Source organism: Deefgea chitinilytica (assembly GCF_016881405.1).
Taxonomy (GTDB): domain Bacteria; phylum Pseudomonadota; class Gammaproteobacteria; order Burkholderiales; family Chitinibacteraceae; genus Deefgea; species Deefgea chitinilytica.
Genome location: NZ_WOFE01000005.1, coordinates 15,979 through 38,813 on the forward strand (window position 1 = coordinate 15,979; position 22,835 = coordinate 38,813).

Consider the following 22,835-nt stretch of genomic DNA (forward strand, 5'->3'; position numbering starts at 1 on the left):
CATGACCGACCAAATCAATCAGGACGACATCAACAAAGCGCTATGGGCGGCCTGCGATACGTTTCGCGGCACCATCAGCGCCGATACCTACAAAGACTTCGTGCTCACCATGCTGTTTCTGAAATACATCAGCGATGTCTGGCAAGACCACTACGATGGCTATCAGGCTGAATACGGTGACGAGCCGGAGCTAATCGAAGAAATGCTGAAAAACGAGCGCTTCGTGCTGCCCCGCGAGGCCAGCTTCTACAAGCTGTACGAACGTCGCCACGAGCCGGGCAATGGCGAGCGCATTGATCAGGCGCTGCACGCGATTGAAGAAGCCAACGGCACCAAGCTGAAAGACGCGGGCAAAAGCGTGTTTCAGGACATCAGCTTCAACACCGACAAGCTGGGCGAAGAAAAGCAGAAAAACACCATCCTGCGCCACCTGCTGGAAGACTTTGCCAAGCCTGAGCTCAACCTCAAGCCTAGCCGCGTCGGCACGCTCGACATCATCGGCAACGGCTATGAATTTTTGATCAAAAACTTCGCCGCCAGCGGTGGCCAGAAAGCGGGTGAATTCTATACCCCGCCCGAAGTCTCCGAGCTGATCGCCGAGCTGCTCGACCCGCAACCGGGCGACAGCATTTGTGATCCGGCTTGTGGTTCAGCATCGCTCTTGATGAAATGTGGCCGCAAAGTGGTCAGCAATCACGGCAGCAAAAACTACGCGCTGTACGGGCAGGAAGCCATCGGCTCGACCTGGTCGCTGGCCAAGATGAATATGTTTCTGCACGGCGAAGACAACCACAAAATCGAATGGGGCGATACCATCCGCAACCCCAAGCTGCTGGATAAAAACGGCGAACTGATGCTGTTCGACATCGTCACCGCCAACCCGCCGTTTAGCCTAGAAAAATGGGGGCATGACGAAGCCGAAAACGACAAATACAGCCGCTTTCGCCGTGGCATTCCGCCCAAAACCAAGGGCGATTACGCCTTTATCCTGCACATGATCGAAACGCTGAAACCCGGCAGCGGCCGCATGGGCGTGGTGGTGCCGCATGGCGTGCTGTTCCGTGGCAGCAGCGAAGGGGTAATTCGGCAAAAGTTGATCGAAGAAAACCTGCTCGACGCCGTGATCGGCCTGCCGGAGAAACTCTTCTACGGCACCGGCATTCCGGCGGCGATCCTGATTTTTAGCAAGGAAAAATCCGACACCAACGTGCTATTCATCGACGCCAGCCGCGAATGCAAAGCCGGTAAAAACCAAAACCAGCTGACAGACGACAACATCGCCAAGATCGTCAGCACCTACCGCGAAGGCCAGAGCATTGATAAATACGCCTATGTGGCGAGTTTTGACGAGATCAAGGACAACGACTTCAACCTGAACATTCCGCGCTACGTCGATACCTTTGAAGAAGAGGAAGAAATCGACCTGCTGGCGGTGCGGGCCGAGCGCGAGCAATTGAAAGCACAATTGAATGCGCTGGAAACTGAGATGGCCATTTACCTTGGTGAATTGGGATACGAAGTACAAGGAGACTCACAATGAGCCTTCCCGGTGATTGGAACTACAAACGACTAGAAGATGTGGTTTCGAAAAATAAATACGCAATGGTTGATGGCCCTTTTGGCAGCAACCTTAAGTCAGAGCACTACAAACCAGAAGGGATACCAGTTCTGCAAAGCGGATTTGTAACATCAGGCATATTCAAAGCGGATAAGTATGTCTATGTGGAGCAGCAATTATTTGAAGAGCAAAAAAGAAGCTCCGCAAAGGGCGGAGACATTCTAATGGCAAAAATTGGCGCACAGGCTGGGCGATGCGCAATTATCCCTCACGATCATGTCGACTCAATCATCGCAGGAAATTGCCTTAAGTTGTCTTTTGATGATAACGATACAAGGTTCTTCAATTATGTCCTTGCATTCGATTACGAAAAAAGTGGACTCTCAGAGATAAAAACAGAAACTGCACAACCAGCAATTAGTTTGAAGAGTTTAAAGGCATACAAAGTTCCTGTTCCACCAATCGAGGAACAAAAGAAAATCGCCCAAATCCTCTCGACTTGGGATCAGGCCATCGCCACCACCGAACGTCTGCTCGACCTCGCCCGCCAGCAGAAAAAAGCCCTGATGCAACAACTGCTCACTGGCAAAAAACGTTTCAATCCTGATGACAACTATTCTTACTTAATTCGCGAAGGATTTGCTAAGAGCAAGCTTGGCGCTTTACCTAGCGACTGGAAGATTGAATTGATTAAAAAACACCTTTGGTATCAGGAAGGCCCTGGGGTGCGCAATCATCAATTCACTGAAGAAGGTATTAAATTATTTAATGGAACCAATATTCAATTTAACAAAATTGATTTAGCCAATACGACAACTCATATTTCCGAAGATGAATGTATTGGGGCGTACAAACACTTTTTGATTGATGATGGTGATTTACTAATTGCATGTTCAGGCATATCTGTAGATCGATTTGATGAGAAAATTGCTTTCGCATCGAGCGCACATTTACCTCTATGCATGAACACTAGCACCATGAGATTTAAGGCTTTGAATGACGGTGCGGTTGATATCACATACTTTCAGTATTTTATGCAATCCCCTGTTTTCAAAAATCAAATCAGACGACAAGCAACGGGATCCGCACAACTTAATTTTGGACCATCCCATATTGGAAAGTGCTTTGTCGTTATTCCTTCACTGGAAGAGCAACAAAAAATTGCCAGCGTACTATCTGCTGCCGACCAAGAAATCGAAACCCTGCAATCCCAGCTCGACGGCCTGAAACAAGAGAAAAAAGCCCTGATGCAAGCCCTCCTCACCGGCAAGCGCCGCGTGCAAGTGCCTGAAGCGGAGGCCGCATGAACGACCGCAGGATTAGTGTTCAAATCATCGACATTGCGGGCTACGTTGCTCGCTTCGATAGTTACCAAGCCTTTCGTAGTTTTATTGAGGCCGAAACCACTTTTTGGGAAGTCGCTCAACAAAGGCTGGGTGATCGCGCCATCAATCAAGCCTATGTGAATATCGGCCCCACATTGAGGCACTTTCTCAATCAAGTGGATGCAAATTTGCCTTCATGGAGTGGGCTTGAAGAAACCGCTTTCACAGGGCAATTGAATTGGGCGATTCAAAATTACTTCCCCAGCAGTCAAAGCACGTGGCTGTGGAGTGGTCAGCCTTTTGTTGCTGCATATTTGGATTGCTTTGCTACATATGGTGCGCCCGCAGGTCAGTCATTTATTGATTATGTAGTGCGTAACTCAACTGGTGGCATTAGCAATGCGGACTCATTCAAGGGCTATATGTTCGGCTATGAGTTCCAACATCAGGGCTCCGAAATCCTGCAACGTAGTAAAAGCGAAGCGGACTCGCTGGAACGGCTACGCGCGCAGTATGTAGACGCTCGCAATGAGTTGTTCGGCGAAACTGATGCAGTCCGAGAAGAGATCCGCAACTGGGATCAGCAGCATAGGGCTCAAAGTAATCGCCGGTTAGCCGCCCAAAAGCGCTTAAATAAGGCCATTGTTCATAAAAATGAAGAACGATTTGCCAGTAGCCTGACTCACATGCATGAGGAGCTGAATGCATGGCAAAGCAAAGTTACCGAACTGGAAAATCTGTACCAAGAGAAACTGAAGCTGCAAAAACCAGCTGAGTATTGGGCTAAAGCTGCCAAACGCTATGGGCTGCAAGGCGGATTGTGGGCGCTGACGATGGTTGCTGCGATTGTTCTTGGTTTGGTGTACTTCCGCGAATTTTTCTTGACGTGGTTACAAGGAAAACAGTTGCCCTTGCAGCTCAATAGCCTGCAAGGTGTGGTGCTCTTTGGCTCGATTGCGGCTGTATACGCCTTCCTACTCAAAACCCTATCCCGCCTCGCTTTCAGCGCATTCCATCTGATGCGTGATGCTGAGGAACGCGAACAGCTCACCTATCTATACCTAGCCCTTTCTAACGAATCAGCCGTGGATGAGAAATCACGCGAAATCGTGCTGCAAGCACTATTCAGTCGATCAGAAACTGGCTTACTCGCCAATGAGAATGGCCCGACAATGCCCGGTATCGAAATGCTTAAAGCTGCAACTGGAAAAGGCTAATCTTCAGGAGTTCATATGGCCAGAAAACACCAACCTTTTGTGATTGCCTATGATTTTGACGGCACGCTCGCACCAGGCAATATGCAGGAATATGACTTTGTTCCCGCGCTCAACATGAAGCCGAGCGAATTCTGGTCCGAGGCCAAAACGCTGGCTCAGGCGCAGCAGGCGGATGAAATCCTTGCCTACATGCAGCTCATGATTCACCGCGCCAACAGCGCCCGGGTGCCGATCCGGCGTGATGATTTTCTGTACTTCGGCTCGAGCATCAATTTCTTCCCCGGCGTAGAAGAATGGTTTGCGCGCATCAATGCCTACGGCAAATCACGCGAAGTGGCCGTACAGCACTTCATCATTTCATCCGGACTGCGGGAAATGGTGGAAGGTACGCGGATCGCTCGTGAATTTGAACGCATTTACGCCTCGGGCTTCATGTACGACCAGAACGGCGTAGCGCACTGGCCGGCACTGGCAGTGAACTACACCACCAAGACGCAATACCTGTTCCGCATCAACAAGGGCAGCTTGGACGTTCACGACAACAGCCAGATCAACAAATACGTTCCCCCGAAGGATCGCACCGTTCCGTTTACCAACATGGTGTTCATCGGGGACGGTGAGACCGACATTCCATGCATGCGCTTGGTGAAGGATCAAGGCGGGCATTCGATTGCCGTTTATACCAGGGGCAAATCAGGAGCCAAGCAAAAAGCGCAAAAGCTGGTTGATGACGGGCGTACCCATCTTGCTGCCGTGGCCGATTATAGCGAGGGATCGGCCATTGATACGGCCATCAAGACGATGATTGACAAGGTCGCGGCGCAACGAATCATCGCCGAGGCGGGTGTGTAATGACTGACCAGCAAAATGCCATGCCTGCCCCGCCAGCAGGTGAATTCGTGATGTTTGCCAGCGCAGATGGCAAGGTACGCATTGAGTGCCGCTTTGAAAACGAAACGCTATGGCTGTCGCAGGCGACCATGGCCGAACTGTTTGGCAAAGATGTACGCACCATCAATGAGCATCTGCAGAATGTATTCAAAGAAGCGGAGCTGGACCCTACCTCAACTATCCGGAAATTCCGGATAGTTCGTCAGGAAGGAGCTCGTCAGGTGTCACGCGAGATTGATCATTACAGTCTGCCCGCCATTCTGGCGGTCGGCTACCGTGTGCGGTCAGCCCGTGGCACCCAATTCCGCCAGTGGGCAACCCAAACGCTGCAAGAGTACCTGATCAAGGGCTTTGTAATGGATGACGAGCGACTGAAAAATCCGCCCGTTGGCCCATCCATCGTGCCGGATTACTTTGGCGAAATGCTGGAACGCATCCGCGACATTCGCGCCAGCGAGCGGCGGATGTATCTGCGGGTGCGCGAGATTTTTGCGCTGGCTGCCGATTACCAGCCATCCCTGAAAGAAACCACGCAGTTTTTCCAGATCATCCAGAATAAGCTGCATTTTGCTTGCACGGGCCAGACGGCAGCCGAGCTAATTCACCATCGCGTTGATGCCCGCTTGCCACACATGGGGCTGACCAGCTTCAAGGGTGAAGAAGTTCGCAAAGGTGATGTGACTGTCGCCAAAAACTATCTGAATCAGCAGGAAATCGACGAGCTGAACCGCGTAGTGTCAATGTGGCTGGATTTTGCCGAAGACCAGGCCAAACGCCGCCAGCAGGTGTTTCTACGCGACTGGCAGGACAAGCTGGATCAGTTTCTGCAATTCAATGACCGCGATGTATTGCAAGGTGCGGGCAAAATCAGCAAGCAGCAGGCAGATGAAAAGGCCTTGGCCGAATACGCGCAATTTGCAGAACAGCAACGCAGGCTGAAAGAAGCTGAGGCTGAACAAGACATCGCGGCACTTCTGGCATGGGATGCCTCGCCGCGCAGCAAGGATCAACGATGAATCAAGCGTTCACGCCGAAATTCCAAGAAGAATACAGCGCAAAAATCCCCGCGCTAACGCTACTCACCAACCTTGGCTGGACTTTCATTTCACCCGAGCTGGCCTTGGCCAAACGCGGTGGCAAGCAGGATGAGGTGGTGTTGCGCGATGAGCTGCGCCAGGTTTTGCAAACTCGGCGTTTTCGCTTTGAGGGGCGTGAGCAGGCTTTGTCGGATAAAGCGGTGGATAAGCTGATCGCCGAGGTGTGTAGCCCGGCGCTGAATGAAGGCCTCGCGCTGGCGAATGAAAAGCTCTACAACCACATGCTGTACGGCATTTCGGTGACCGAGTTTGTGGATGGCAAGAAAGCCAACCCGACTATTGCGCTGATCGATTGGGAGACGCCAGAGAACAATAGCTTCCTGTTTACCGAGGAATACAGCGTAACGCGCACGGGCGGCATTGATAGCCGTCGCCCTGATATCGTGTGCTTTGTGAATGGTATTCCGCTGGTGGTGATCGAGGCCAAGCGCCCCGATGGTAATGCCAAAAAAGCCCCGACTATTGCCGAGGGCATTTCGCAATCGTTACGCAATCAGCGCCACGATGAAATCCCGCGCCTGTTTGCCTATGCGCAGCTGATTTTGTCGATTAATGGCACCGATGGCCGCTATGGTACTTGCGGCACGCCAGAGAAGTTTTTCGCTGCTTGGCGCGAAGAGGATATCTCTGATGCCGAGATGTATGCGATCAAGAATAAGACGCTGAGCCAGCTACAGACTGACACCCTATTTAATCATCGCCCCGCCAAGGATTTGGCGTGGTTTCAATCGCTGCTCGCCGGTGGCGAGCTGGCGGTAACGGGGCAGGATAAATTGCTCATCAGCTTGCTCAAACCCGCCCGCCTGATGGAGATGGTGCGCTATTTCACGCTGTACGATAAAAAGGTCGGCAAAATCGTCGCCCGCTATCAGCAGGTATTCGGTATCAAGCGGTTGATTAACCGCATTAACACCCGCCGCGCCGATGGTGGCCGCGAAGGTGGCGTGATCTGGCATACCACCGGCTCGGGTAAATCGTTCACGATGGTGTTTCTGAGCAAGGCGCTGATCTTGCATGATTCGCTCAAGCAATGCCGCATAGTGGTAGTGACTGACCGCGTTGACTTGGAAAGCCAGCTCTCCAAAACCTTTGCTTCTGGTGGCGAATTAGCGGGCAAGAAAGACAAAGAGGCCGCACTGGCGACGTCTGGCAAGCGGCTGGCCGAACAGATTAGCACTGGCACCGAGCGGATTATTTTCTCGCTGATTCACAAGTTCAATACCGCGACCAAGCTGCCGGAATGCGTGAACACCAGCCCCGACATCATCGTGCTGATTGATGAAGGCCACCGCAGCCAGGGTGGCGAGAGCAATATCCGCATGAAGCAAGCCATGCCCAATGCCGCCTTCGTGGCCTTTACTGGCACGCCGTTGCTGAAGGATGACAAAACCACCAGCAAATTCGGCCCGATTGTGCATGCCTACACCATGCAGCGGGCAGTAGAAGACGAAGCCGTTACCCCGCTGCTGTACGAAGAGCGCATCCCCGATCTGGATATCAATGACCGAGCGATTGATGCGGGCTTCACCCGCATTACCACCAGCCTGACCGACGAGCAGAAAGCTGACCTGAAGCGCAAATACGCCAAGCGCGGTGAGCTGTATCGCGCTGAAGACCGCATTCAGCTGATTGCCCGCGATATTGCCGAGCATTTTGATAAAAACATCACCGCTGGCCTCAAAGGCCAGTTGGCTTGCGATAGCAAAGCATCGGCCATCAAATACAAAAAGTACCTCGATGAGGTGGGTCTATTTGAATCCGCCGTGGTCATCAGCGCACCGGATACCCGCGAAGGTAATTCGGAAGTGGATGAAGCCTCCATCCCCGAAGTCACACAATGGTGGAAAGACAATGTCGGCTCGCAAGACGAACAGGCCTACACCAAGCAGGTGATCGAGTGTTTCGATAAAGATGAATCGCTGAAATTGCTGATCGTGGTGGATAAGCTGCTTACCGGCTTTGATGAACCGAAAAATACCGTGCTTTATATCGATAAGCCACTCAAAGAGCACAACCTGATTCAGGCCATCGCCCGCGTAAACCGACTGCATCCGCTGAAAAAATTCGGCTTGCTGATCGACTATCGCGGCATTCTGGCCGAGCTTGATACCACCATTGCCAAGTATCAGGATCTGGCCTCCCGCACTCAAGGCGGCTACGACATCAACGATATCGCAGGCCTGTACAACCCGATGAGCACCGAATACAAACGCCTACCGCGTTTGTATAAGCAATTGTGGGCGATTTTTGATGGTGTTAAAAACAAGAACGACATCGAACAACTGCGCCAGGTGTTGATCCCGAAAACCGAAGAGCGCAACGGCGAACTGGTCGACATCAACCAGAAAGTGCGCGATGACTTTTACGAGGCGCTGAGCGAGTTTTCTAGCTGCCTGAAAGTGGCGCTTCAATCGGCCACCTTCTTCGAGGACACCAGCTTTAGCGATGCCGACCGCCAGCATTACAAAGAAACGGTGAAGCAGTTCTCTAGCTTGCGCCAATTGGTGAAGCAGGATTCCGGCGAAACCATCAACTACGACGACTATGCCGCACAGGTGAAAAAACTGCTCGATAAGCACGTTGTCGGGGTTGAAGTGCGCGAACCGGGCGGCACCTATGAAGTTGGCAAAATGGGCAGCAAACCCAAGCCTGAAGACTGGTCGGAAGAAAAAACCCGCAACGAAACCGACATCATCAAAACCCGTGTAGCCAAGATGATTGAGCAGGAATTGCGCGATGATCCATATGCGCAGGAGGCCTTCTCCAAGTTGCTGCGCGACGCGATTGCCGAGGCTGAAAAGCTATTCGATCACCCACTCAAGCAATACCTGCTGTTCCACGAGTTTGAAGAGAAAGTGCAAAATCGCCAGCTGGATGAATTGCCCGATGCATTCAAGGGCAATCGTCATGCGCAAGCCTATTTCGGTATCTTCAAAAAGTCGCTTCCCGAGGTATTTGCCATTAGCGATGCACAGGTACTCGATAAATGGGTGGCACTGGCTTTTGATATCGACCAGCTAGTTGAGCAAGTCGTGGGCGAGCATTCTATCAATCCGCAAAACATCGAAGCCAACATCCGCAAGCAATTGCTACCGCTCTTATTCAAAGAGTGCAAAGCCATTGGTGCAGGCATGGATCAGGCCAAGGCAATGGTGGAATGGGTGGTGCAAATTACCCGCGTTGGTTTGAATGCGGCTGGGGTTTAAGTTGAACGTCGCGATCAAACCGAAGCAAAAACCGAGCAAAACTACGCTGTCGTTCAACTATTCCGACGAGCAAATTAGTTTTGAGCGGCTACCTCGCACAGAAGGCAATGGCAAAATCCTGATCAAGGTATTGCCAGATTGCCGTGTGCAAATCAGTGCGCCTGAAACAGCCAGTGATGAGCAAGTAATCGCAGCAGCCAAACATCGTGCGCGCTGGATTTATCAGCAACTACGCGAGTTCCGAGCCCGCCTGGAACATGTACGTCCACGGCAATACATCAGCGGTGAAAGCCACTATTACCTAGGCAAGCAGTACGTCCTGAAAGTGACCGAACACCCGACAGAAAAACCATCCGTAAAGCTATTGCGCGGCAAAATCGAAGTCACCGTTCGGAAAAAATCCGCAGAGAAAATCAGCGCACTGCTTGCCGATTGGTACAAAGCGCGAGCGAAAGAAGTCTTTGCCCGTCGATTAGAGGCAATGCTAGAGCAAGCCCTATGGGTCAGCGAAAAGCCACCACTCCGAGTTCTGACCATGCAAACCCAGTGGGGAAGCTGCTCACCAGCAGGACGATTGACACTCAATCCTCACTTAGTCAAAGCACCAAGAGATTGTATTGATTACGTGATACTGCACGAGCTATGCCACTTAGCCGAACACAATCACAGTGAACGATTCTATCGGCTAATGGGACAAATAATGCCGAACTGGGAAAAAGTAAAAGGACGGCTGGATGGAATGGCGAATGCTCTGCTGAACTATTTAGTTTGATTGGAAATCTTTTCAGAATTCTGGTTAGCAATTTTCTTAGCTTGGCGTTGCGCGGCACGCTGAAGTGAAGCGGCATGCTCATCATTCATAAGGAAAAACAAGGCACTTTGAATTGTATAGAAGCCTAAATGATTTAAAATCAATAGCTTAACCCTAGCATTGGGCTCTACCTTTCCTCGTAGCAACTCAGACAAGCTTGATGGTGCCATCAAAAGATATGCAGCAAAATCTTTGTCTTCTACCAAACCTGACGCTGTTTGGAGATCTCTAAGCGCGTCCACCCATCGAATTTGGCCAGTTTCAGGTATAAAAAACTCAGGATTCGCTATAGGTTCAGCAAGCGCCTCCGTCTGTGCAATTAAATCTTGCGCTGTTTGAATTCTCATCTTATATATTCATTACGGTTTAATTCGATACCACGAATCAACTAAACGATTCGATGTATCGACATTCGATTGGAAAACTAGCAGTTTTGATTCTAACTGCAGCAGACTATTCGCAGCAACATAGTTTAATTCTAGGAGAGAATCATGGGACTTGTTCTACCATTTCCAGAGCCCTTATCAGACTTAGCGCAGAAAGCAAAATCAACAGGCCACCGACCTTTAACTTTTGCAGAATCAAAAATGCAGGATAATTTAATCGAAAAATTTGCACGAAGTTTAAGGGTGACTAGAGCAAATTCAAAGAAAACAGTGGAAGGTGCATTGCATAAAATAAATAGTGCAATTAGTTTCATTGGAAAACCTGTTTGGCTTTGGCAAGAGGCTGATGTAGATGAGTTTTTATTGCATAAATTAGATGTTGATAATATTGCACCAGGAACTATGTCAGGTTATCGAACTTATCTAAATAAGTTACAACGATTCTTAACTTCATCTAAAGATTTAAAAAAATTAATACTCAATGAATTTGGTGTTGAGCCAGGTAGATTCATGTCGGAAATTGCACCAATTTCATTAAGAAACAAATCAAAAAAGAAACAAAAAACACAAGTAGCACTAACCATAGAAGAATGCGAAATAGTAATTGACTACATAGAGTACGAAATAGAAAAGGCAGAATCGTGGGATCTATTGCGCTTACAAAGAGACAAAACTATTTTCATTACACTCGTGACAATGGGACTTCGTGTTAGCGAATTAGTAAAAATCAAAGTCAACGATTTAATTGTACTGCAAGAGAAAGATTGCGGACCAATTTATAGTTCTCTACAGGTAGTCGGAAAAGGTGGTGTCGCACGCTGCATCGAGGTGATTTCTGAAATTACAAGTGATGTATTAGCTTGGTATATTAAAGATATTAGATGGGCATTCCTTAAAAACAAGGATGCAAGTTCAGAATGGCTATTTTATTCAGAACGAGGGACGACACTTTCAACAGAACGAGTTAGAAATATAATAAGCAATTATTGCAGCATGGCAGGAATTGAAACAAAAATTACTCCGCATAACTTACGACACACTTATACCACATTGATCATGCCGAAAATTGGTGCTTCTGCAACACAGCGACAACTTGGACATTCCAATTTATCTACAACGTTTGGAGTCTACTACCACCCAAATCACAGAGAAATTTTAAACAAAATTAATGTGGCAGCATCTAAAAAAATTCAAAATGCAAGAAGGAGAAACTCATGATTTCCAATAGGATTAAAGAACTAGCAGCATTAAAAAACATTAAAACTGCACGAGAGTTCTCAATTGCACTTTCAGAACAGGGGCTAAAGATATCACACTCAAATGCAGCAAGATACTTTAAGTCGTCACCGCCATCATTTTCATTAAAATTCATTGAGATTGCATCGAAGGTACTAGAATGCCATCCGGGAGAATTATTTGAGGATATGAAGTTATCAACAAATTCATCAACAGATGAAGCACTAGTTAATAAAAAAAGGTCCGAAAAATCCGGACCTAGATCAGAGTTGTTTTAAAAATGAAATACGACAGAAGTCGAGTAATTAACTTTCCTCTTTCTTTTGCAGTAGCAATAAAAGAGTATGTAGCATCTGCTAGAGTAAAGCAGTATAGAAAAAACAAGGACAACATTGATTACTCAGAAAAAACAATAACAAGAAGAGGAATTAACGCAATAAAGTTTTGTGAATATCTTATTGAGAATGGAATTTATGATTTTTCTGATGTAGGTCAGAGCATACTGGACCAGTATGCTGAAGACTATTCAAGAAAAGAGGCAGAAAAAGCTTATAATTTCCTAAACTTCACATCATATAACTATAATAATTTAATTGATCTGCAACCGCCAAGATTTAAGCGGCCTGCTGCTTGGTTAATGTGCATACAAGATGTATTTTTAGATGAGATCATTAACAACACTAAGAACATAATGGAGCCAGACTTACGATTATGCGTACTATTGCTTGCCGTGTATGGACAAACAATTAGTAAATCTACATCACTAAAGCTAGATTCAGTAGAAACTATCGGAGAAAAAATATTTATAAAATTTCATAAATACCCAATAGAACTGGATCAATTAACAAAAGAAACGCTACTTCAATGTAGACCAAATATAAAAAATGAAATCATAAACAATGAAGAACGAATAATTTCAATGCCTGGCACCCGCTATAAAGTAAAGAAATTTTTACTTGGCCACGACCCGAAAAAAATACGAAATACAGCAATACTTAATGTCATAAAAGAACAAAATACTCGTGGTTTTTCCTGCCTGTCAGATGCACTCGATGTTTCTATGCCTACTCTAATCTGGTTAGCACAATCACTATCTGCGCTTCACTTCAATCGCTAGCATTCACGTCTAGCTCCGCATCTTACTACAAAACCTAATCATATTTTGATTCACCAGCCTTTTTTAATAATCATATTTTGATTATTTTAATCATAATATGATCAAAAAATGAGGATTAGTTGGGAGTAAAAAAACCCGCCTCATCAGCGGGTTTTTCTTTATGAATAAACCAAATTACTTCAGCAAATCCAATACGTCTTTGGCGCCCCAATGTGGGAAGTGTTTGCGCACCAAGGCATTCAAATCGGCTTCGAATGCGCGCAGACGAGTCAATTCATCCACTTCGGTCGCAGCGACGGCTGCGGCTGGTGCGTGGATCATGCCGGCGGCAGACGTCGCATTCGTTAAACGGTCGATAATGATCAAATTACCGGTGCCACGGCATTCGCGGTAGGTGTCGAATGCAATCGGCGCGGTCAGGTCGATGCGTACCAAACCAATTTCGTTCAGCTTAAGCTCTTGCACATTCAGATGATCGAGGCTGTTCACATCGATACGATACTGGATGGATGTAACACGCCCGAAGCATTGTTTACCGCCGAGCTTGACCATATACTCCTTACCAACGATCAACGGAGCTTCGTTCATCCACACCAAATGCGCATCGAATGCACTACCAACATGCGGCTGCGCGTCTTGGGCGCGCACAATCATATCGCCACGAGAAATGTCGATTTCGTCGGTCAAGGTCAACGTAATTGCTTGGCCTGAATACGCAGCGGGCTGCTCACCCTCATACGTCACAATCGCTTTCACGGTTGATTTTTTGCCCGATGGCAGCGCGATGATTTCATCGCCGGGCAATACATGACCCGCCGCAATCGTGCCGCAGAAACCACGGAAATCGAGGTTCGGGCGGTTCACGTATTGCACTGGCAAACGGAAGGCATCGAGCTTGGCGTCTTTGCTAATTTGCACTGATTCCAAAAGCCCCATTAACGTTTCACCTTCGTACCATGGTGTTTTTTCTGATTCGTTGACGACATTGTCGCCGCGCAAGGCTGACAGTGGTACAAAACGGATATCGCTGATATTCAGTTGCTGAGCAAACTCAAGGTACTGAGCGCGGATTTCATTAAAACGCGCTTCGCTAAACTCAACCAAGTCCATTTTGTTGACCGCCACGATCACATGCTTGATGCCTAACAACGACACAATAAAGCTGTGGCGACGCGTTTGCGTTTGCACGCCGTAACGCGCGTCGATCAAGATAATTGCCAGATCCGACGTCGAAGCGCCCGTCGCCATATTGCGCGTGTATTGCTCGTGGCCTGGGCAATCAGCGATGATGAATTTGCGTTTTTCAGTGCTGAAGTAGCGGTAGGCCACGTCAATGGTGATGCCCTGCTCGCGCTCGGCTTGCAAGCCATCCACCAGCAGCGCCAAGTCGATTTCTTGGTCGGTGGTGTTAAATTTTTGACTGTCTTTTTGAATCGCCGCGAGGTGATCTTCAAAAATCAGTTTTGAGTCGTGCAGCAAGCGACCGATCAAGGTCGATTTACCGTCATCCACATTGCCGCATGTAATAAAGCGCAGCATGTCTTTGTTTTCGTGTTGCTTCAAATACGCCAAGATATCGCTGGCGATTAGTTCTGATTGATTTGACATTGTGTTCTTCCAATCTCACAAATTCGTACGAAACGACCCATCTCAAGGCCGTAGCGAGCAAGTCAAAGACAAGGAGCAGCACCGTAAACAAGCGCAATGGACATGAAGTCCATGAGCATTGTGCGGAGCGCACGACGCAGTATTTGACTTGCGCAGTAGGCTAACGCTTAGAAATAACCTTCCATTTTTTTCTTCTCCATCGAGCCAGAGCTGTCATGGTCGATAGCGCGGCCTTGGCGCTCGGAAGTCGTCGCCAGCAGCATTTCCTGAATCACTTCAGGCAAAGTCGTTGCTTTGGATTCCACTGCACCGGTCAATGGATAACAGCCCAAGGTACGGAAACGCACCCATTTCTTGCTGATGGTCGCTTTTTGCTCTGGTGTCAGATATTGCAAAATGCGTTCGTCGTCGATCATGATCAGCGAGCCGTTGTACTCAACCACTTCGCGCTCTTCGGACAAATACAATGGCACAATCTCGATGTTTTCCATGTAGATGTATTGCCAGATATCCAGCTCAGTCCAATTTGAAATCGGGAACACGCGAATCGATTCGCCTTTGTCCACTTTCGAGTTGTAGATGTTCCATAACTCTGGGCGCTGATTTTTTGGATCCCAGCGATGGTTTTTATCGCGGAACGAATACACACGCTCTTTGGCGCGAGATTTTTCTTCGTCACGGCGTGCGCCACCAAAAGCTGCGTCAAAACCGTATTTATTCAAGGCTTGTTTCAGACCTTCGGTTTTCATCACGTCGGTGTGCTTGGCTGAGCCCGCGGTAAACGGGTTAATCCCCGCAGCAACGCCTTCTTCGTTCACGTGACGAATCAAATTCCAGCCGTCGGCGATTTGCTTATCGCGCAGCTTGTACATGTCTTGGAATTTCCAGGTCGTGTCGACGTGCATCAGCGGAAATGGTGGCTTGCCCGGTGCAAAGGCTTTTTTAGCCAAATGCAGCATCACGGCTGAGTCTTTACCAATCGAGTACAACATGACTGGGTTTTCAAATTCGGCAGCCACTTCACGGATGATGTGGATGGATTCGGCTTCAAGCTGCTTTAAGTGCGTAAGCCGTGCTTCGGACAAGGTATTCATGGCGTCTACGTGTTAGGTGGAATAAGTGAACTGTACGGAATAATAAGCAAATAAAAAAGATCATTTGCTTATATGGATATGACTCAATGGCTACAACGTTCAAGACACCAACAGGCGACCACTGCGCCGTAGGCGAATAAGTCAACACCCAAGATTATGATTCCAAGTAAGCTAAATAGTTCTTGAACCATAATAAAAAAGGGTATTGTCGTCTAAACATTTAAGATCAATGTCTAGCGCTCAATACCCTTCGAATTACACTGCTGACCAAGCTTTACCGAGTGGATTGAAGGTTGGCTTCTGACCGCCCCACAACTGCTCTAGATCATAATAATCGCGCACCGCTGGCAACATCACGTGAACAACTAAGCTACCGGCATCGACCAAAACCCAATCACCGGTGTCTTCGCCTTCGGTACTCAGGATTTCGTAACCTTTGGCTTTCAGTTCTACGGCAACGTTGTTCGCCAAGGCGCGAACTTGGCGATTTGACTCGCCGGTTGCCACGATCATGCACTCAAACAAATCTGTCAGCGATGAAGTGTCCAGCACTTGGATTTCTTTCGCTTTAATATCTTCTAGCGCCAAAACGGCGATGTCACGCATTGCGTCGACGTGTTCTGTCATTGTATTTCCTTCAAAAACGGTAAAGCCCACTCTGGCCAAGGAGACCGGACACGGGGGTGAGCGCTGAAACATCTTCCCCACGTGACAATAGATCACGCACTTGTGTCGACGATACAGGCAGCAGCGGGCTGGATAATAGACTGATTTTACCCCGAGACAGACTATCGGTGTTGGCAATTACGTGCCGCCGAGCAAATTCGGCTGCTAAATCAGGGCTTAAGCGCGAATTTTCTGCATCAATTGCAAAATCGGGCCGCGCCGCAATCAATAAATGCCCTAAATCGAGCAATTCCCGCCAACGATGCCATGTTGGTAAATGCTGCCAAGAGTCTGCGCCAATCAACCAAACCAGCAAGGCTTGCGGATTTTCGGCTTGAATTTCGCGCAAGGTATCAAAGGTATAGCAGAAACCATCACGACGCACTTCTCTATCGTCGGCGATCAGTCCCTTTTCGCCGACCAACGCCGCCTGAACCCACTCCAAACGTTGTTCAGGTGACACTGGCGGCATTGGGCGATGCGGCGGCAATCCGGTTGGAATTAAGCGAACTTCTTCCAATTGACATTGATCGCGCATGCAACGCGCCAAGGCCAAATGCCCGTAATGAATCGGATCAAAAGTGCCGCCGAAAATGCCGATACGCTGCATTTAATTACGCACGAACCTCACCATCGCCAAACACAATCCATTTTTCGCTGGTCAAACCCTCCAAGCCAACCGGACCGCGTGCGTGGATTTTGTCGGTGGAAATGCCGATTTCGGCACCCAAGCCATATTCAAAACCATCGGCAAAGCGAGTTGAGGCGTTAATCATCACCGATGCTGAATCGACTTCACGCAGGAATTGGCGTGATTTCGTATAGTTTTCAGTAACAATCGCATCCGTATGATGGCTGCCATAAGTGTTGATGTGATCCATCGCTTGATCCAAATCGCTCACGACGCGAATTGAGATAATCGGCGCAAGGTATTCGGTACGCCAATCTTCCTCAGTCGCGGTAATCGCATCTGCCAAAATCGCTTGCGTTGCGGCACAACCACGCATTTCAACGCCTTTTTCGCGATAAATCGCTGCAATTTGCGGCAAGATTGTCGCGGCAATTTGCTCGTTCACCAGCAGTGTTTCCATCGTATTGCACGGTGCGTAACGATGCGTTTTCGCATTATCGGCAATGCGAACGGCTTTGGCTGGATCGGCTTCGTTGTCGATATACACATGGCAAATGCCATCCAGATGCTTAATCACTGGCACGCGTGCGTCGCGAGAAATTCGTTCAATCAAACCTTTGCCACCGCGCGGAATAATCACGTCGACAAACTCAGACATCGTAATCAACTCACCGACCGCAGCGCGATCGGCAGTTTCAATAATTTGCACGGCTGTCGCTGGCAAGCCAGCACTCGCCAAACCTTCTTTAACACACTTCGCAATCGCTTGATTGCAGTGCAAGGCTTCACGACCACCGCGCAGAATCGTTGCATTACCAGATTTAATACACAGGCCAGCAGCATCGGCAGTCACGTTTGGCCGCGCTTCATAAATAATACCAATCACACCGAGCGGCACACGCATTTTGCCGACTTGAATGCCACTTGGGCGATATTTGAAATCACCCATTTCGCCGACTGGATCTGGCAAAGCCACCATTTCACGCAGACCTTGCGCCATCGTCGCGATGGTTTTTTCCGTGAGCTGCAAACGGTCAAGCAGTGCAGGCTCTAGACCATCGGCGCGCGCTTGTTCCATATCTTGTTGATTGGCTGCCAATAGCAAAGCCGCATCGCGCTCAATGGCATCGGCAATCGCGTTGAGTGCGGCATTTTTCGCGCCTGTATTGGCTTTGGCCATCAGGCGGCTGGCGGCGCGGGCATTGCGGCCCACGTCTTGCATATAGTGTTTGATATCCATTTGGCTTTCCTCTTCAGCACCAGCATCACGATTGGCGCGACTGAATCGATTGATGGCTTTATTGTATCTGCAACACAGCGTGCTGTGTAAGGCATGCAGCTGAGCAGTCATTACTGCACAACGAGATATATAGGTATTGCCATATAGCGATTATCTAATAATGCCCATATGGCAATACATCAAGGCTTAATAGGCAACTGCAATACGGTCACACCGACGTTATCGGCTTTATTACGATTAAACCAATCCGGTGCCGAGCTTTGTACGCCAATCAGCAGCGGGCCACTGGCTGTCGTGAGCCAAATCGGTGAGCCCGAATCCCCCGATAGCGTATCGCAGCGATGATAAAGCGTATTGTTGGCTCGGAACTCACTCAGCTGACAAGCTAAATGCGCAGTCAAAATTGCATCATGATCTTCGGCGAAACCGCCTTGATTGAGCAGCATCTTAGCCGATCGAAACGCTGAAGCTAGCTCAGCACGGCCACCTTCAAACAGCGGCATCGGCTTAGGCGCAACACCATCAACAAATTTTAATTTCAACCAAGCAATATCGTGCTCGGCGGCTTGCGGCAGGATATAAACGTCTTCACCTTTGTATTGCAAGCCCCGCTTAAACGCCGGATGAAACACCTGCGTGAGTACCTGATACTTGGCCTGATATTGCCCTTGATGAAAACCCGCTTTAAACCACAGACCGGTATCGGCTTTTTTGGCTTCCATCATAAAACAATGCGCCGCTGTTACCGCTAAATCTGGTGCCACCAACGTTGCAGTGCAAGTGTAATCATTTTTAGTTACTAGCTGACCGATTGCGGCAAACGGCTCAGGATACGGAGCAGGAATGACAACTCTGTCGTCCTGACCAAAAAACAATTCGCGATGCTGCGCGGCAATCTCCGCATCTTCGGGCGCGGCAATGCTCGCAGCACTGATCATGACAGGCAAGGGTTTCGTAGGAATCAAGGTTGGCTGCTTAAAAGCCAAAGTGATCGCACCGAATACCACGACGGCGCTAATCCCCAAACCCAGCGAAATACCTAGTTTTTCTTCAAACGTCATTTAGATTCTCGATCAGCAGAATGCAAAAAAGGGCGCTAAGCGCCCCTTTCCGGTACTACTCAACAGCTAAGAATTACTTAGTTGCAGCAGCAGAAGCTACAGAAGCAGCAGAAGCTTTTTTAGCTTGAGCTTTTTGTGCGGCAGAAGCTTTAGAAGCTACGGCAGAAGCTTTTTTAGATTGTGCTTTTTGCGCAGCAGAAGCTTTAGAAGCTACAGCAGAAGCTTTTTTAGATTGTGCTTTTTGAGCAGCAGAAGCTTTAGAAGCTACAGCAGAAGCTTTTTTAGATTGTGCTTTTTGAGCAGCAGAAGCTTTAGAAGCTACCGCAGAAGCTTTTTTAGATTGTGCTTTTTGAGCAGCAGAAGCTACAGAAGCAGCAGAAGCCTTTTTAGCTTGTGCTTTTTGAGCAGCAGAAGCTACAGAAGCAGCAGATGCTTTTTTCGCTTGAGCTTTTTGTGCAGCAGAAGCTTTCTTCGCTTGCTTTTCAACTTTTACTGCTGGTGCAGCAGAAGCGCTAGAAGCAGGAGCAGTTGCAGCAACAGCTACAGTAGAGGCCAAAACAGCAGTAGCAACGAGAGCGAGGATTTTGTTCATTTTGATCATCTCTTAAAATTAGGTGAGCCGATTCAGTCACGGCTTTAACGGTTCGAATTATGCAAGCACCTAAAACAAGAAACGAGAAGACCTTGGTTGCGTCTTGTAACTGAAAGTACGTAGTTAAATTACGCCGACAACATAATCAATAAACCGCAGCTAACTCAAGCTACGCAAAGGCGTTGGCCACAATAAAACAATTCTTGCGCCGCCTTGTGGCGAGGTATCAATCGCCACACTACCACCGTGTCCACGCGCAATCATCGCCACAATCGCCAAACCCAGCCCAAACCCGCCCGTGGCCTTATTGCGACTACCTTCCATTCGTGTAAACGGCTGTAACAACCTGCTACGCTGCTCTTGCGGAATACCCTCGCCATTATCATCAATCATCAAGCTGGCTTGACCATCTTGCCAGCTCAAGGTCATCACAATCGTATCGCCACCGTAGCGTCGTGCATTGCTTAAAATATTACTTACCGCTCGACCTAAGTAATAACTATCGATCTCCATATACGGATCATTTTGCTCGACTTGATTAATCAGCTCAGGCGGTTTGCCATCCAAACTAAATTCGTTCGCCAATTTATTGAGCCAAGGGATCATCGGCTGTGGCTGAATATTCATTTGCATTTGCGGGCTATCCAGACTGGACATCGTCAGCCACTCTTCGATCAACTCATCGATCTGCCCCAAATCGCGCTCAATCGCTGCGACTTGCGCCGCGCTATCCGCGCCCGACTTAATGGCCTCTAAGCGATAACGCATCCGCGCCAACGGTGTTCGTAAATCATGCGACACTGCATCAATCATCGCGCGACGCGATGCGGTCAATTCTTCCACATCGTGCGCCATCCCATTAAAGGTCACCCCCAAAGACGCCAGCGCCGAGCTTTCATCGAGCGACACACGCGCGGCAAAATCGCCCTGCCCGACGCGACGGCTTTGCTGAATAATTTGCAATAAATCACGCCAAAATGGTCGCAACCACAACCAAGTCGGCAAACCCAGCGCCGCACTCATCAAAAACAGCGCTAAAAAATCCAGCCAAGAAATATTATCTAGATCAGTCAAAAACGGAATCGGTCCCAACACGACCATTTGATCGGTTTTATGAATCCGATGGATATATAAACCTTTATCCAGCAATAAAATAATGTCGCCTTTCTCCAGCGACTTTTGATTTTCCTCGGTCAAGGAATATTCGCCGAGTTTTTCGATCTGCACCGGCACCGGCAACTTGCCACGCAAACGCGATGCTTCGTCGTGCCACAGCGACGGCGGCAAATCGCCGAGTTCTTCTTCAATAATCGAGACAGTCGATTTAAAAATATCGGTAAGGTAGCGCTGATTGGTGCGCTCGATCAGCTGCTTATAAATGCCGCCAATTAGCAAGGACGTCGCTAAAAAGCACACCACTACCGTTAAATAAAATCGCAGAAAGACTTGGCGCATGGAAATCCAACAGAAATTATGTGCCTACGGCACGGCGTTTTACAGTCGCAGTCCGCGACGGGGACTTACTTTCTTTGCTTCGCCAAAGAAAGTAAGCAAAGAAAGGCGACCCGGGCGCGCATCGGTCCCCGATGCCATCGATCCGTCGTGAGCCAAACGAAAAAATGTTTGTCTCTCTCCCTCGCTCAGTGCGCTTAGACGGGTTTTTTAAGCCCCTGTCCAACGAGCGCGGCAAAGCTTAAATCGCATTTGAATAAAAAACAGCAGTATTCGTTTACTCGTCTTGCCAAATATCGCTCGCAAACAAATACCCCTTATTACGGATGGTTTTGATTTTGCGCGGGTCGATCGGATCATCGTCGAGCTTTTTGCGCAAACGGGAAATCGCCACGTCCATACTGCGATCAAGGCCATCGTATTCGATGCCGCGCAGTTTTTTCAGCAAGTGATCGCGGCTGAGGATTTCACCGGCGTGACTGGCCAATTCCCACAGCAAATCAAAGTCGCTACTCGACAAACCCATTTGCTCACCGCGATACACAGCGCTGCGATTACGCGCATCAATCTGTAATTTGCCAAAATTAAGCCGCGATTGATCCTGTACCGGCACGGCGGCGAGCAGGCTGCCGCTACCTGCGTGACGCAAATGCGAACGTATCCGCGCTAGCAATACTGATGGCGGCGTGGTTTTTACCACGTAATCCGTCGCGCCGATTTCAAAACCCAGAATCTGATTCATATCGCTATTGAGCGAGGTGAGCAAAATAATCGGCCCAGTATAAAACTCGCGTAATTCGCGGCAAATCGTTAGGCCATCTTTGCCCGGCAGCATAATATCGAGCAGCACCAGCTCAGGTGGATTAGCTTTGACACTGTCATTGACACCCAAGCCATCGCTCATCACTTCCACCGTGAACTCAAACGAGCGCAAAAAACCGCCAATCAACTCAGCCAATTCGGCATCATCTTCTACAAATAAAACTCGGGTGCTCATATTTGCTTCCTACTTAATTGTTTCAATGTCGCACGGACTGTCTCTACGTCAGCACAGAGTTGCTCAAATCGGTGTCGCTTCAATTGCTCATCACTGCGCACATCGTAACCAGCCAAATCAATGCCTGCCAGTTGAATAGGCAATTCATTAGCGAATTCATGCAACAATTGAGCTTCGTCGGCCAACGATAAGCACGCAGCACTTTCCCACTCATCCCCCTCAAGCCAGCCCATTTTGCCAAAACCAGCAATATAACGTGCTCGGCGTGGCCACAGTCGCCAGACGGCAAAATCGCTCATTTGCAAATAGCCAGCCAAGGTAGGATTTTGCCGCGTCAAACGCGCCAAAAGCAAGGGTTCACTCTCAACGCGCAGCAAATCACCCAAGATCGTCAAGCGCGCACCCGACAAAGTCGCCGCCGCATCATGCACTAGAAAACTGACCTTCTCATCCTGCAACACATTTTGCGTGTGCTCAGCCAAACGGCTCATCACCAACAACACCCGCCCCGCCTCATCACAGACATAAGGCAAAAAAGAAGCGTGCGGATAACCGGGCAACACCGTTGACTGAGTCGCCAAAGTACCATGACGGGTTTGGCGAAGTAACTCGCGGGCATCGGGGAATAATACAGAGGACATCACAATCTC

Annotated in this window: 21 protein-coding genes; 10 read left to right on the plus strand and 11 right to left on the minus strand. The window is 48.7% G+C overall.

Features of this window, described 5'->3' with window-relative positions; all coding sequences use genetic code 11:
- Window position 1: 1 nt before the first annotated feature.
- The 7 genes from GM173_RS10990 to GM173_RS11020 are packed head-to-tail and all read left to right on the plus strand — an operon-like array spanning window position 2 to window position 10,066.
- The gene (locus GM173_RS10990; RefSeq protein WP_203571430.1) at window positions 2–1,540 is read left to right on the plus strand and encodes a type I restriction-modification system subunit M; all 1,539 of its coding nucleotides are present in this window, start codon (window positions 2–4) and stop codon (window positions 1,538–1,540) included.
- Window positions 1,537–2,865 carry a restriction endonuclease subunit S gene (locus GM173_RS10995; RefSeq protein WP_203571431.1) on the plus strand — a complete coding sequence of 443 codons (1,329 nt, stop codon included), beginning with the start codon at window positions 1,537–1,539 and terminating at the stop codon, window positions 2,863–2,865. Before GM173_RS10990 ends, GM173_RS10995 begins: the two co-directional genes overlap by 4 nt.
- Entirely contained in the window at window positions 2,862–4,100 is a 1,239-nt protein-coding gene (locus GM173_RS11000) for a DUF6161 domain-containing protein (protein WP_203571432.1), read from the plus strand. The genes GM173_RS10995 and GM173_RS11000 overlap by 4 nt, the downstream gene beginning before the upstream one ends.
- 15 nt (window positions 4,101–4,115) lie before the next feature.
- Window positions 4,116–4,952, plus strand: a complete 837-nt coding sequence (locus GM173_RS11005) for an HAD family hydrolase (protein WP_203571433.1) — start codon at window positions 4,116–4,118, stop codon at window positions 4,950–4,952.
- A complete protein-coding gene (locus GM173_RS11010) occupies window positions 4,952–6,007 on the plus strand; it encodes a virulence RhuM family protein (protein WP_373309372.1) in 1,056 nt (351 codons plus the stop codon). Before GM173_RS11005 ends, GM173_RS11010 begins: the two co-directional genes overlap by 1 nt.
- The gene (locus GM173_RS11015; protein WP_203571434.1) at window positions 6,004–9,294 is read left to right on the plus strand and encodes a type I restriction endonuclease subunit R; all 3,291 of its coding nucleotides are present in this window, start codon (window positions 6,004–6,006) and stop codon (window positions 9,292–9,294) included. Before GM173_RS11010 ends, GM173_RS11015 begins: the two co-directional genes overlap by 4 nt.
- A gap of 1 nt (window position 9,295) precedes the next feature.
- Window positions 9,296–10,066 (plus strand): M48 family metallopeptidase, encoded by a 771-nt coding sequence (locus GM173_RS11020; protein ID WP_203571435.1) that lies wholly within the window; start codon window positions 9,296–9,298, stop codon window positions 10,064–10,066.
- On the opposite strand, the gene GM173_RS11025 is transcribed toward GM173_RS11020, so the two are convergent.
- Window positions 10,054–10,452, minus strand: a complete 399-nt coding sequence (locus tag GM173_RS11025; RefSeq protein ID WP_203571436.1) for a hypothetical protein — start codon at window positions 10,450–10,452, stop codon at window positions 10,054–10,056. The two genes, GM173_RS11020 and GM173_RS11025, sit on opposite strands and share 13 nt — an antisense overlap.
- A 144-nt stretch (window positions 10,453–10,596) precedes the next feature.
- Between GM173_RS11025 and GM173_RS11030 the strand changes: the two genes are divergently transcribed.
- Genes GM173_RS11030 through GM173_RS11040 form a run of 3 tightly spaced genes read left to right on the plus strand, consistent with a single transcriptional unit; the run spans window position 10,597 to window position 12,844 of the window.
- Window positions 10,597–11,709 carry a tyrosine-type recombinase/integrase gene (locus tag GM173_RS11030; RefSeq protein ID WP_203571437.1) on the plus strand — a complete coding sequence of 371 codons (1,113 nt, stop codon included), beginning with the start codon at window positions 10,597–10,599 and terminating at the stop codon, window positions 11,707–11,709.
- Window positions 11,706–12,005 carry a helix-turn-helix domain-containing protein gene (locus GM173_RS11035; RefSeq protein ID WP_203571438.1) on the plus strand — a complete coding sequence of 100 codons (300 nt, stop codon included), beginning with the start codon at window positions 11,706–11,708 and terminating at the stop codon, window positions 12,003–12,005. The genes GM173_RS11030 and GM173_RS11035 overlap by 4 nt, the downstream gene beginning before the upstream one ends.
- 2 nt (window positions 12,006–12,007) lie before the next feature.
- Window positions 12,008–12,844: a hypothetical protein gene (locus GM173_RS11040; RefSeq protein ID WP_203571439.1), complete on the plus strand. Its 837-nt coding sequence runs from the start codon at window positions 12,008–12,010 to the stop codon at window positions 12,842–12,844.
- A 174-nt stretch (window positions 12,845–13,018) separates the two neighbouring features.
- Here GM173_RS11040 and cysN read toward each other — a convergent pair whose 3' ends face one another.
- The 10 genes from cysN to GM173_RS11090 all read right to left on the minus strand — a co-directional run bounded on the left by cysN (window position 13,019) and on the right by GM173_RS11090 (window position 22,826).
- A complete protein-coding gene (cysN, locus tag GM173_RS11045) occupies window positions 13,019–14,452 on the minus strand; it encodes a sulfate adenylyltransferase subunit CysN (RefSeq protein WP_203571440.1) in 1,434 nt (477 codons plus the stop codon).
- A gap of 167 nt (window positions 14,453–14,619) precedes the next feature.
- Entirely contained in the window at window positions 14,620–15,546 is a 927-nt protein-coding gene (gene cysD / locus GM173_RS11050; protein ID WP_203571441.1) for a sulfate adenylyltransferase subunit CysD, read from the minus strand.
- A gap of 255 nt (window positions 15,547–15,801) precedes the next feature.
- Window positions 15,802–16,173 carry a ribosome silencing factor gene (gene rsfS, locus GM173_RS11055; protein WP_203571442.1) on the minus strand — a complete coding sequence of 124 codons (372 nt, stop codon included), beginning with the start codon at window positions 16,171–16,173 and terminating at the stop codon, window positions 15,802–15,804.
- A 10-nt stretch (window positions 16,174–16,183) separates the two neighbouring features.
- Window positions 16,184–16,822 (minus strand): nicotinate-nucleotide adenylyltransferase, encoded by a 639-nt coding sequence (gene nadD / locus GM173_RS11060; protein WP_203571443.1) that lies wholly within the window; start codon window positions 16,820–16,822, stop codon window positions 16,184–16,186.
- Window positions 16,823–16,826: 4 nt separating this feature from the next.
- On the minus strand, window positions 16,827–18,083 hold the full coding sequence (locus GM173_RS11065) for a glutamate-5-semialdehyde dehydrogenase (protein WP_203571444.1): 1,257 nt from the start codon (window positions 18,081–18,083) through the stop codon (window positions 16,827–16,829).
- 179 nt (window positions 18,084–18,262) lie between these two features.
- A complete protein-coding gene (locus GM173_RS11070) occupies window positions 18,263–19,144 on the minus strand; it encodes a trypsin-like serine peptidase (RefSeq protein ID WP_203571445.1) in 882 nt (293 codons plus the stop codon).
- Window positions 19,145–19,217: 73 nt separating this feature from the next.
- Entirely contained in the window at window positions 19,218–19,736 is a 519-nt protein-coding gene (locus GM173_RS11075; protein WP_203571446.1) for a hypothetical protein, read from the minus strand.
- A 159-nt stretch (window positions 19,737–19,895) separates the two neighbouring features.
- A complete protein-coding gene (locus GM173_RS11080; RefSeq protein ID WP_203571447.1) occupies window positions 19,896–21,191 on the minus strand; it encodes an ATP-binding protein in 1,296 nt (431 codons plus the stop codon).
- Between the two features lie 274 nt (window positions 21,192–21,465).
- The gene (gene rstA / locus GM173_RS11085; protein ID WP_203571448.1) at window positions 21,466–22,185 is read right to left on the minus strand and encodes a two-component system response regulator RstA; all 720 of its coding nucleotides are present in this window, start codon (window positions 22,183–22,185) and stop codon (window positions 21,466–21,468) included.
- Complete coding sequence (locus GM173_RS11090; RefSeq protein ID WP_203571449.1) at window positions 22,182–22,826, minus strand: HugZ family pyridoxamine 5'-phosphate oxidase; 645 nt, start codon at window positions 22,824–22,826, stop codon at window positions 22,182–22,184. The genes rstA and GM173_RS11090 overlap by 4 nt, the downstream gene beginning before the upstream one ends.
- Window positions 22,827–22,835 lie beyond the last annotated feature (9 nt).

Coding starts and splice junctions, on each gene's coding strand:
- GM173_RS10990 (WP_203571430.1), top strand. CDS start 2: ATGACCGACCAAATCAATCAGGACGACATCAACAAAGCGCTATGGGCG.
- GM173_RS10995 (WP_203571431.1), top strand. CDS start 1,537: ATGAGCCTTCCCGGTGATTGGAACTACAAACGACTAGAAGATGTGGTT.
- GM173_RS11000 (WP_203571432.1), top strand. CDS start 2,862: ATGAACGACCGCAGGATTAGTGTTCAAATCATCGACATTGCGGGCTAC.
- GM173_RS11005 (WP_203571433.1), top strand. CDS start 4,116: ATGGCCAGAAAACACCAACCTTTTGTGATTGCCTATGATTTTGACGGC.
- GM173_RS11010 (WP_373309372.1), top strand. CDS start 4,952: ATGACTGACCAGCAAAATGCCATGCCTGCCCCGCCAGCAGGTGAATTC.
- GM173_RS11015 (WP_203571434.1), top strand. CDS start 6,004: ATGAATCAAGCGTTCACGCCGAAATTCCAAGAAGAATACAGCGCAAAA.
- GM173_RS11025 (WP_203571436.1), bottom strand. CDS start 10,452: ATGAGAATTCAAACAGCGCAAGATTTAATTGCACAGACGGAGGCGCTT.
- GM173_RS11030 (WP_203571437.1), top strand. CDS start 10,597: ATGGGACTTGTTCTACCATTTCCAGAGCCCTTATCAGACTTAGCGCAG.
- GM173_RS11035 (WP_203571438.1), top strand. CDS start 11,706: ATGATTTCCAATAGGATTAAAGAACTAGCAGCATTAAAAAACATTAAA.
- GM173_RS11040 (WP_203571439.1), top strand. CDS start 12,008: ATGAAATACGACAGAAGTCGAGTAATTAACTTTCCTCTTTCTTTTGCA.
- cysN (WP_203571440.1), bottom strand. CDS start 14,452: ATGTCAAATCAATCAGAACTAATCGCCAGCGATATCTTGGCGTATTTG.
- cysD (WP_203571441.1), bottom strand. CDS start 15,546: ATGAATACCTTGTCCGAAGCACGGCTTACGCACTTAAAGCAGCTTGAA.
- rsfS (WP_203571442.1), bottom strand. CDS start 16,173: ATGACAGAACACGTCGACGCAATGCGTGACATCGCCGTTTTGGCGCTA.
- nadD (WP_203571443.1), bottom strand. CDS start 16,822: ATGCAGCGTATCGGCATTTTCGGCGGCACTTTTGATCCGATTCATTAC.
- GM173_RS11065 (WP_203571444.1), bottom strand. CDS start 18,083: ATGGATATCAAACACTATATGCAAGACGTGGGCCGCAATGCCCGCGCC.
- GM173_RS11070 (WP_203571445.1), bottom strand. CDS start 19,144: ATGACGTTTGAAGAAAAACTAGGTATTTCGCTGGGTTTGGGGATTAGC.
- GM173_RS11075 (WP_203571446.1), bottom strand. CDS start 19,736: ATGAACAAAATCCTCGCTCTCGTTGCTACTGCTGTTTTGGCCTCTACT.
- GM173_RS11080 (WP_203571447.1), bottom strand. CDS start 21,191: ATGCGCCAAGTCTTTCTGCGATTTTATTTAACGGTAGTGGTGTGCTTT.
- rstA (WP_203571448.1), bottom strand. CDS start 22,185: ATGAGCACCCGAGTTTTATTTGTAGAAGATGATGCCGAATTGGCTGAG.
- GM173_RS11090 (WP_203571449.1), bottom strand. CDS start 22,826: ATGTCCTCTGTATTATTCCCCGATGCCCGCGAGTTACTTCGCCAAACC.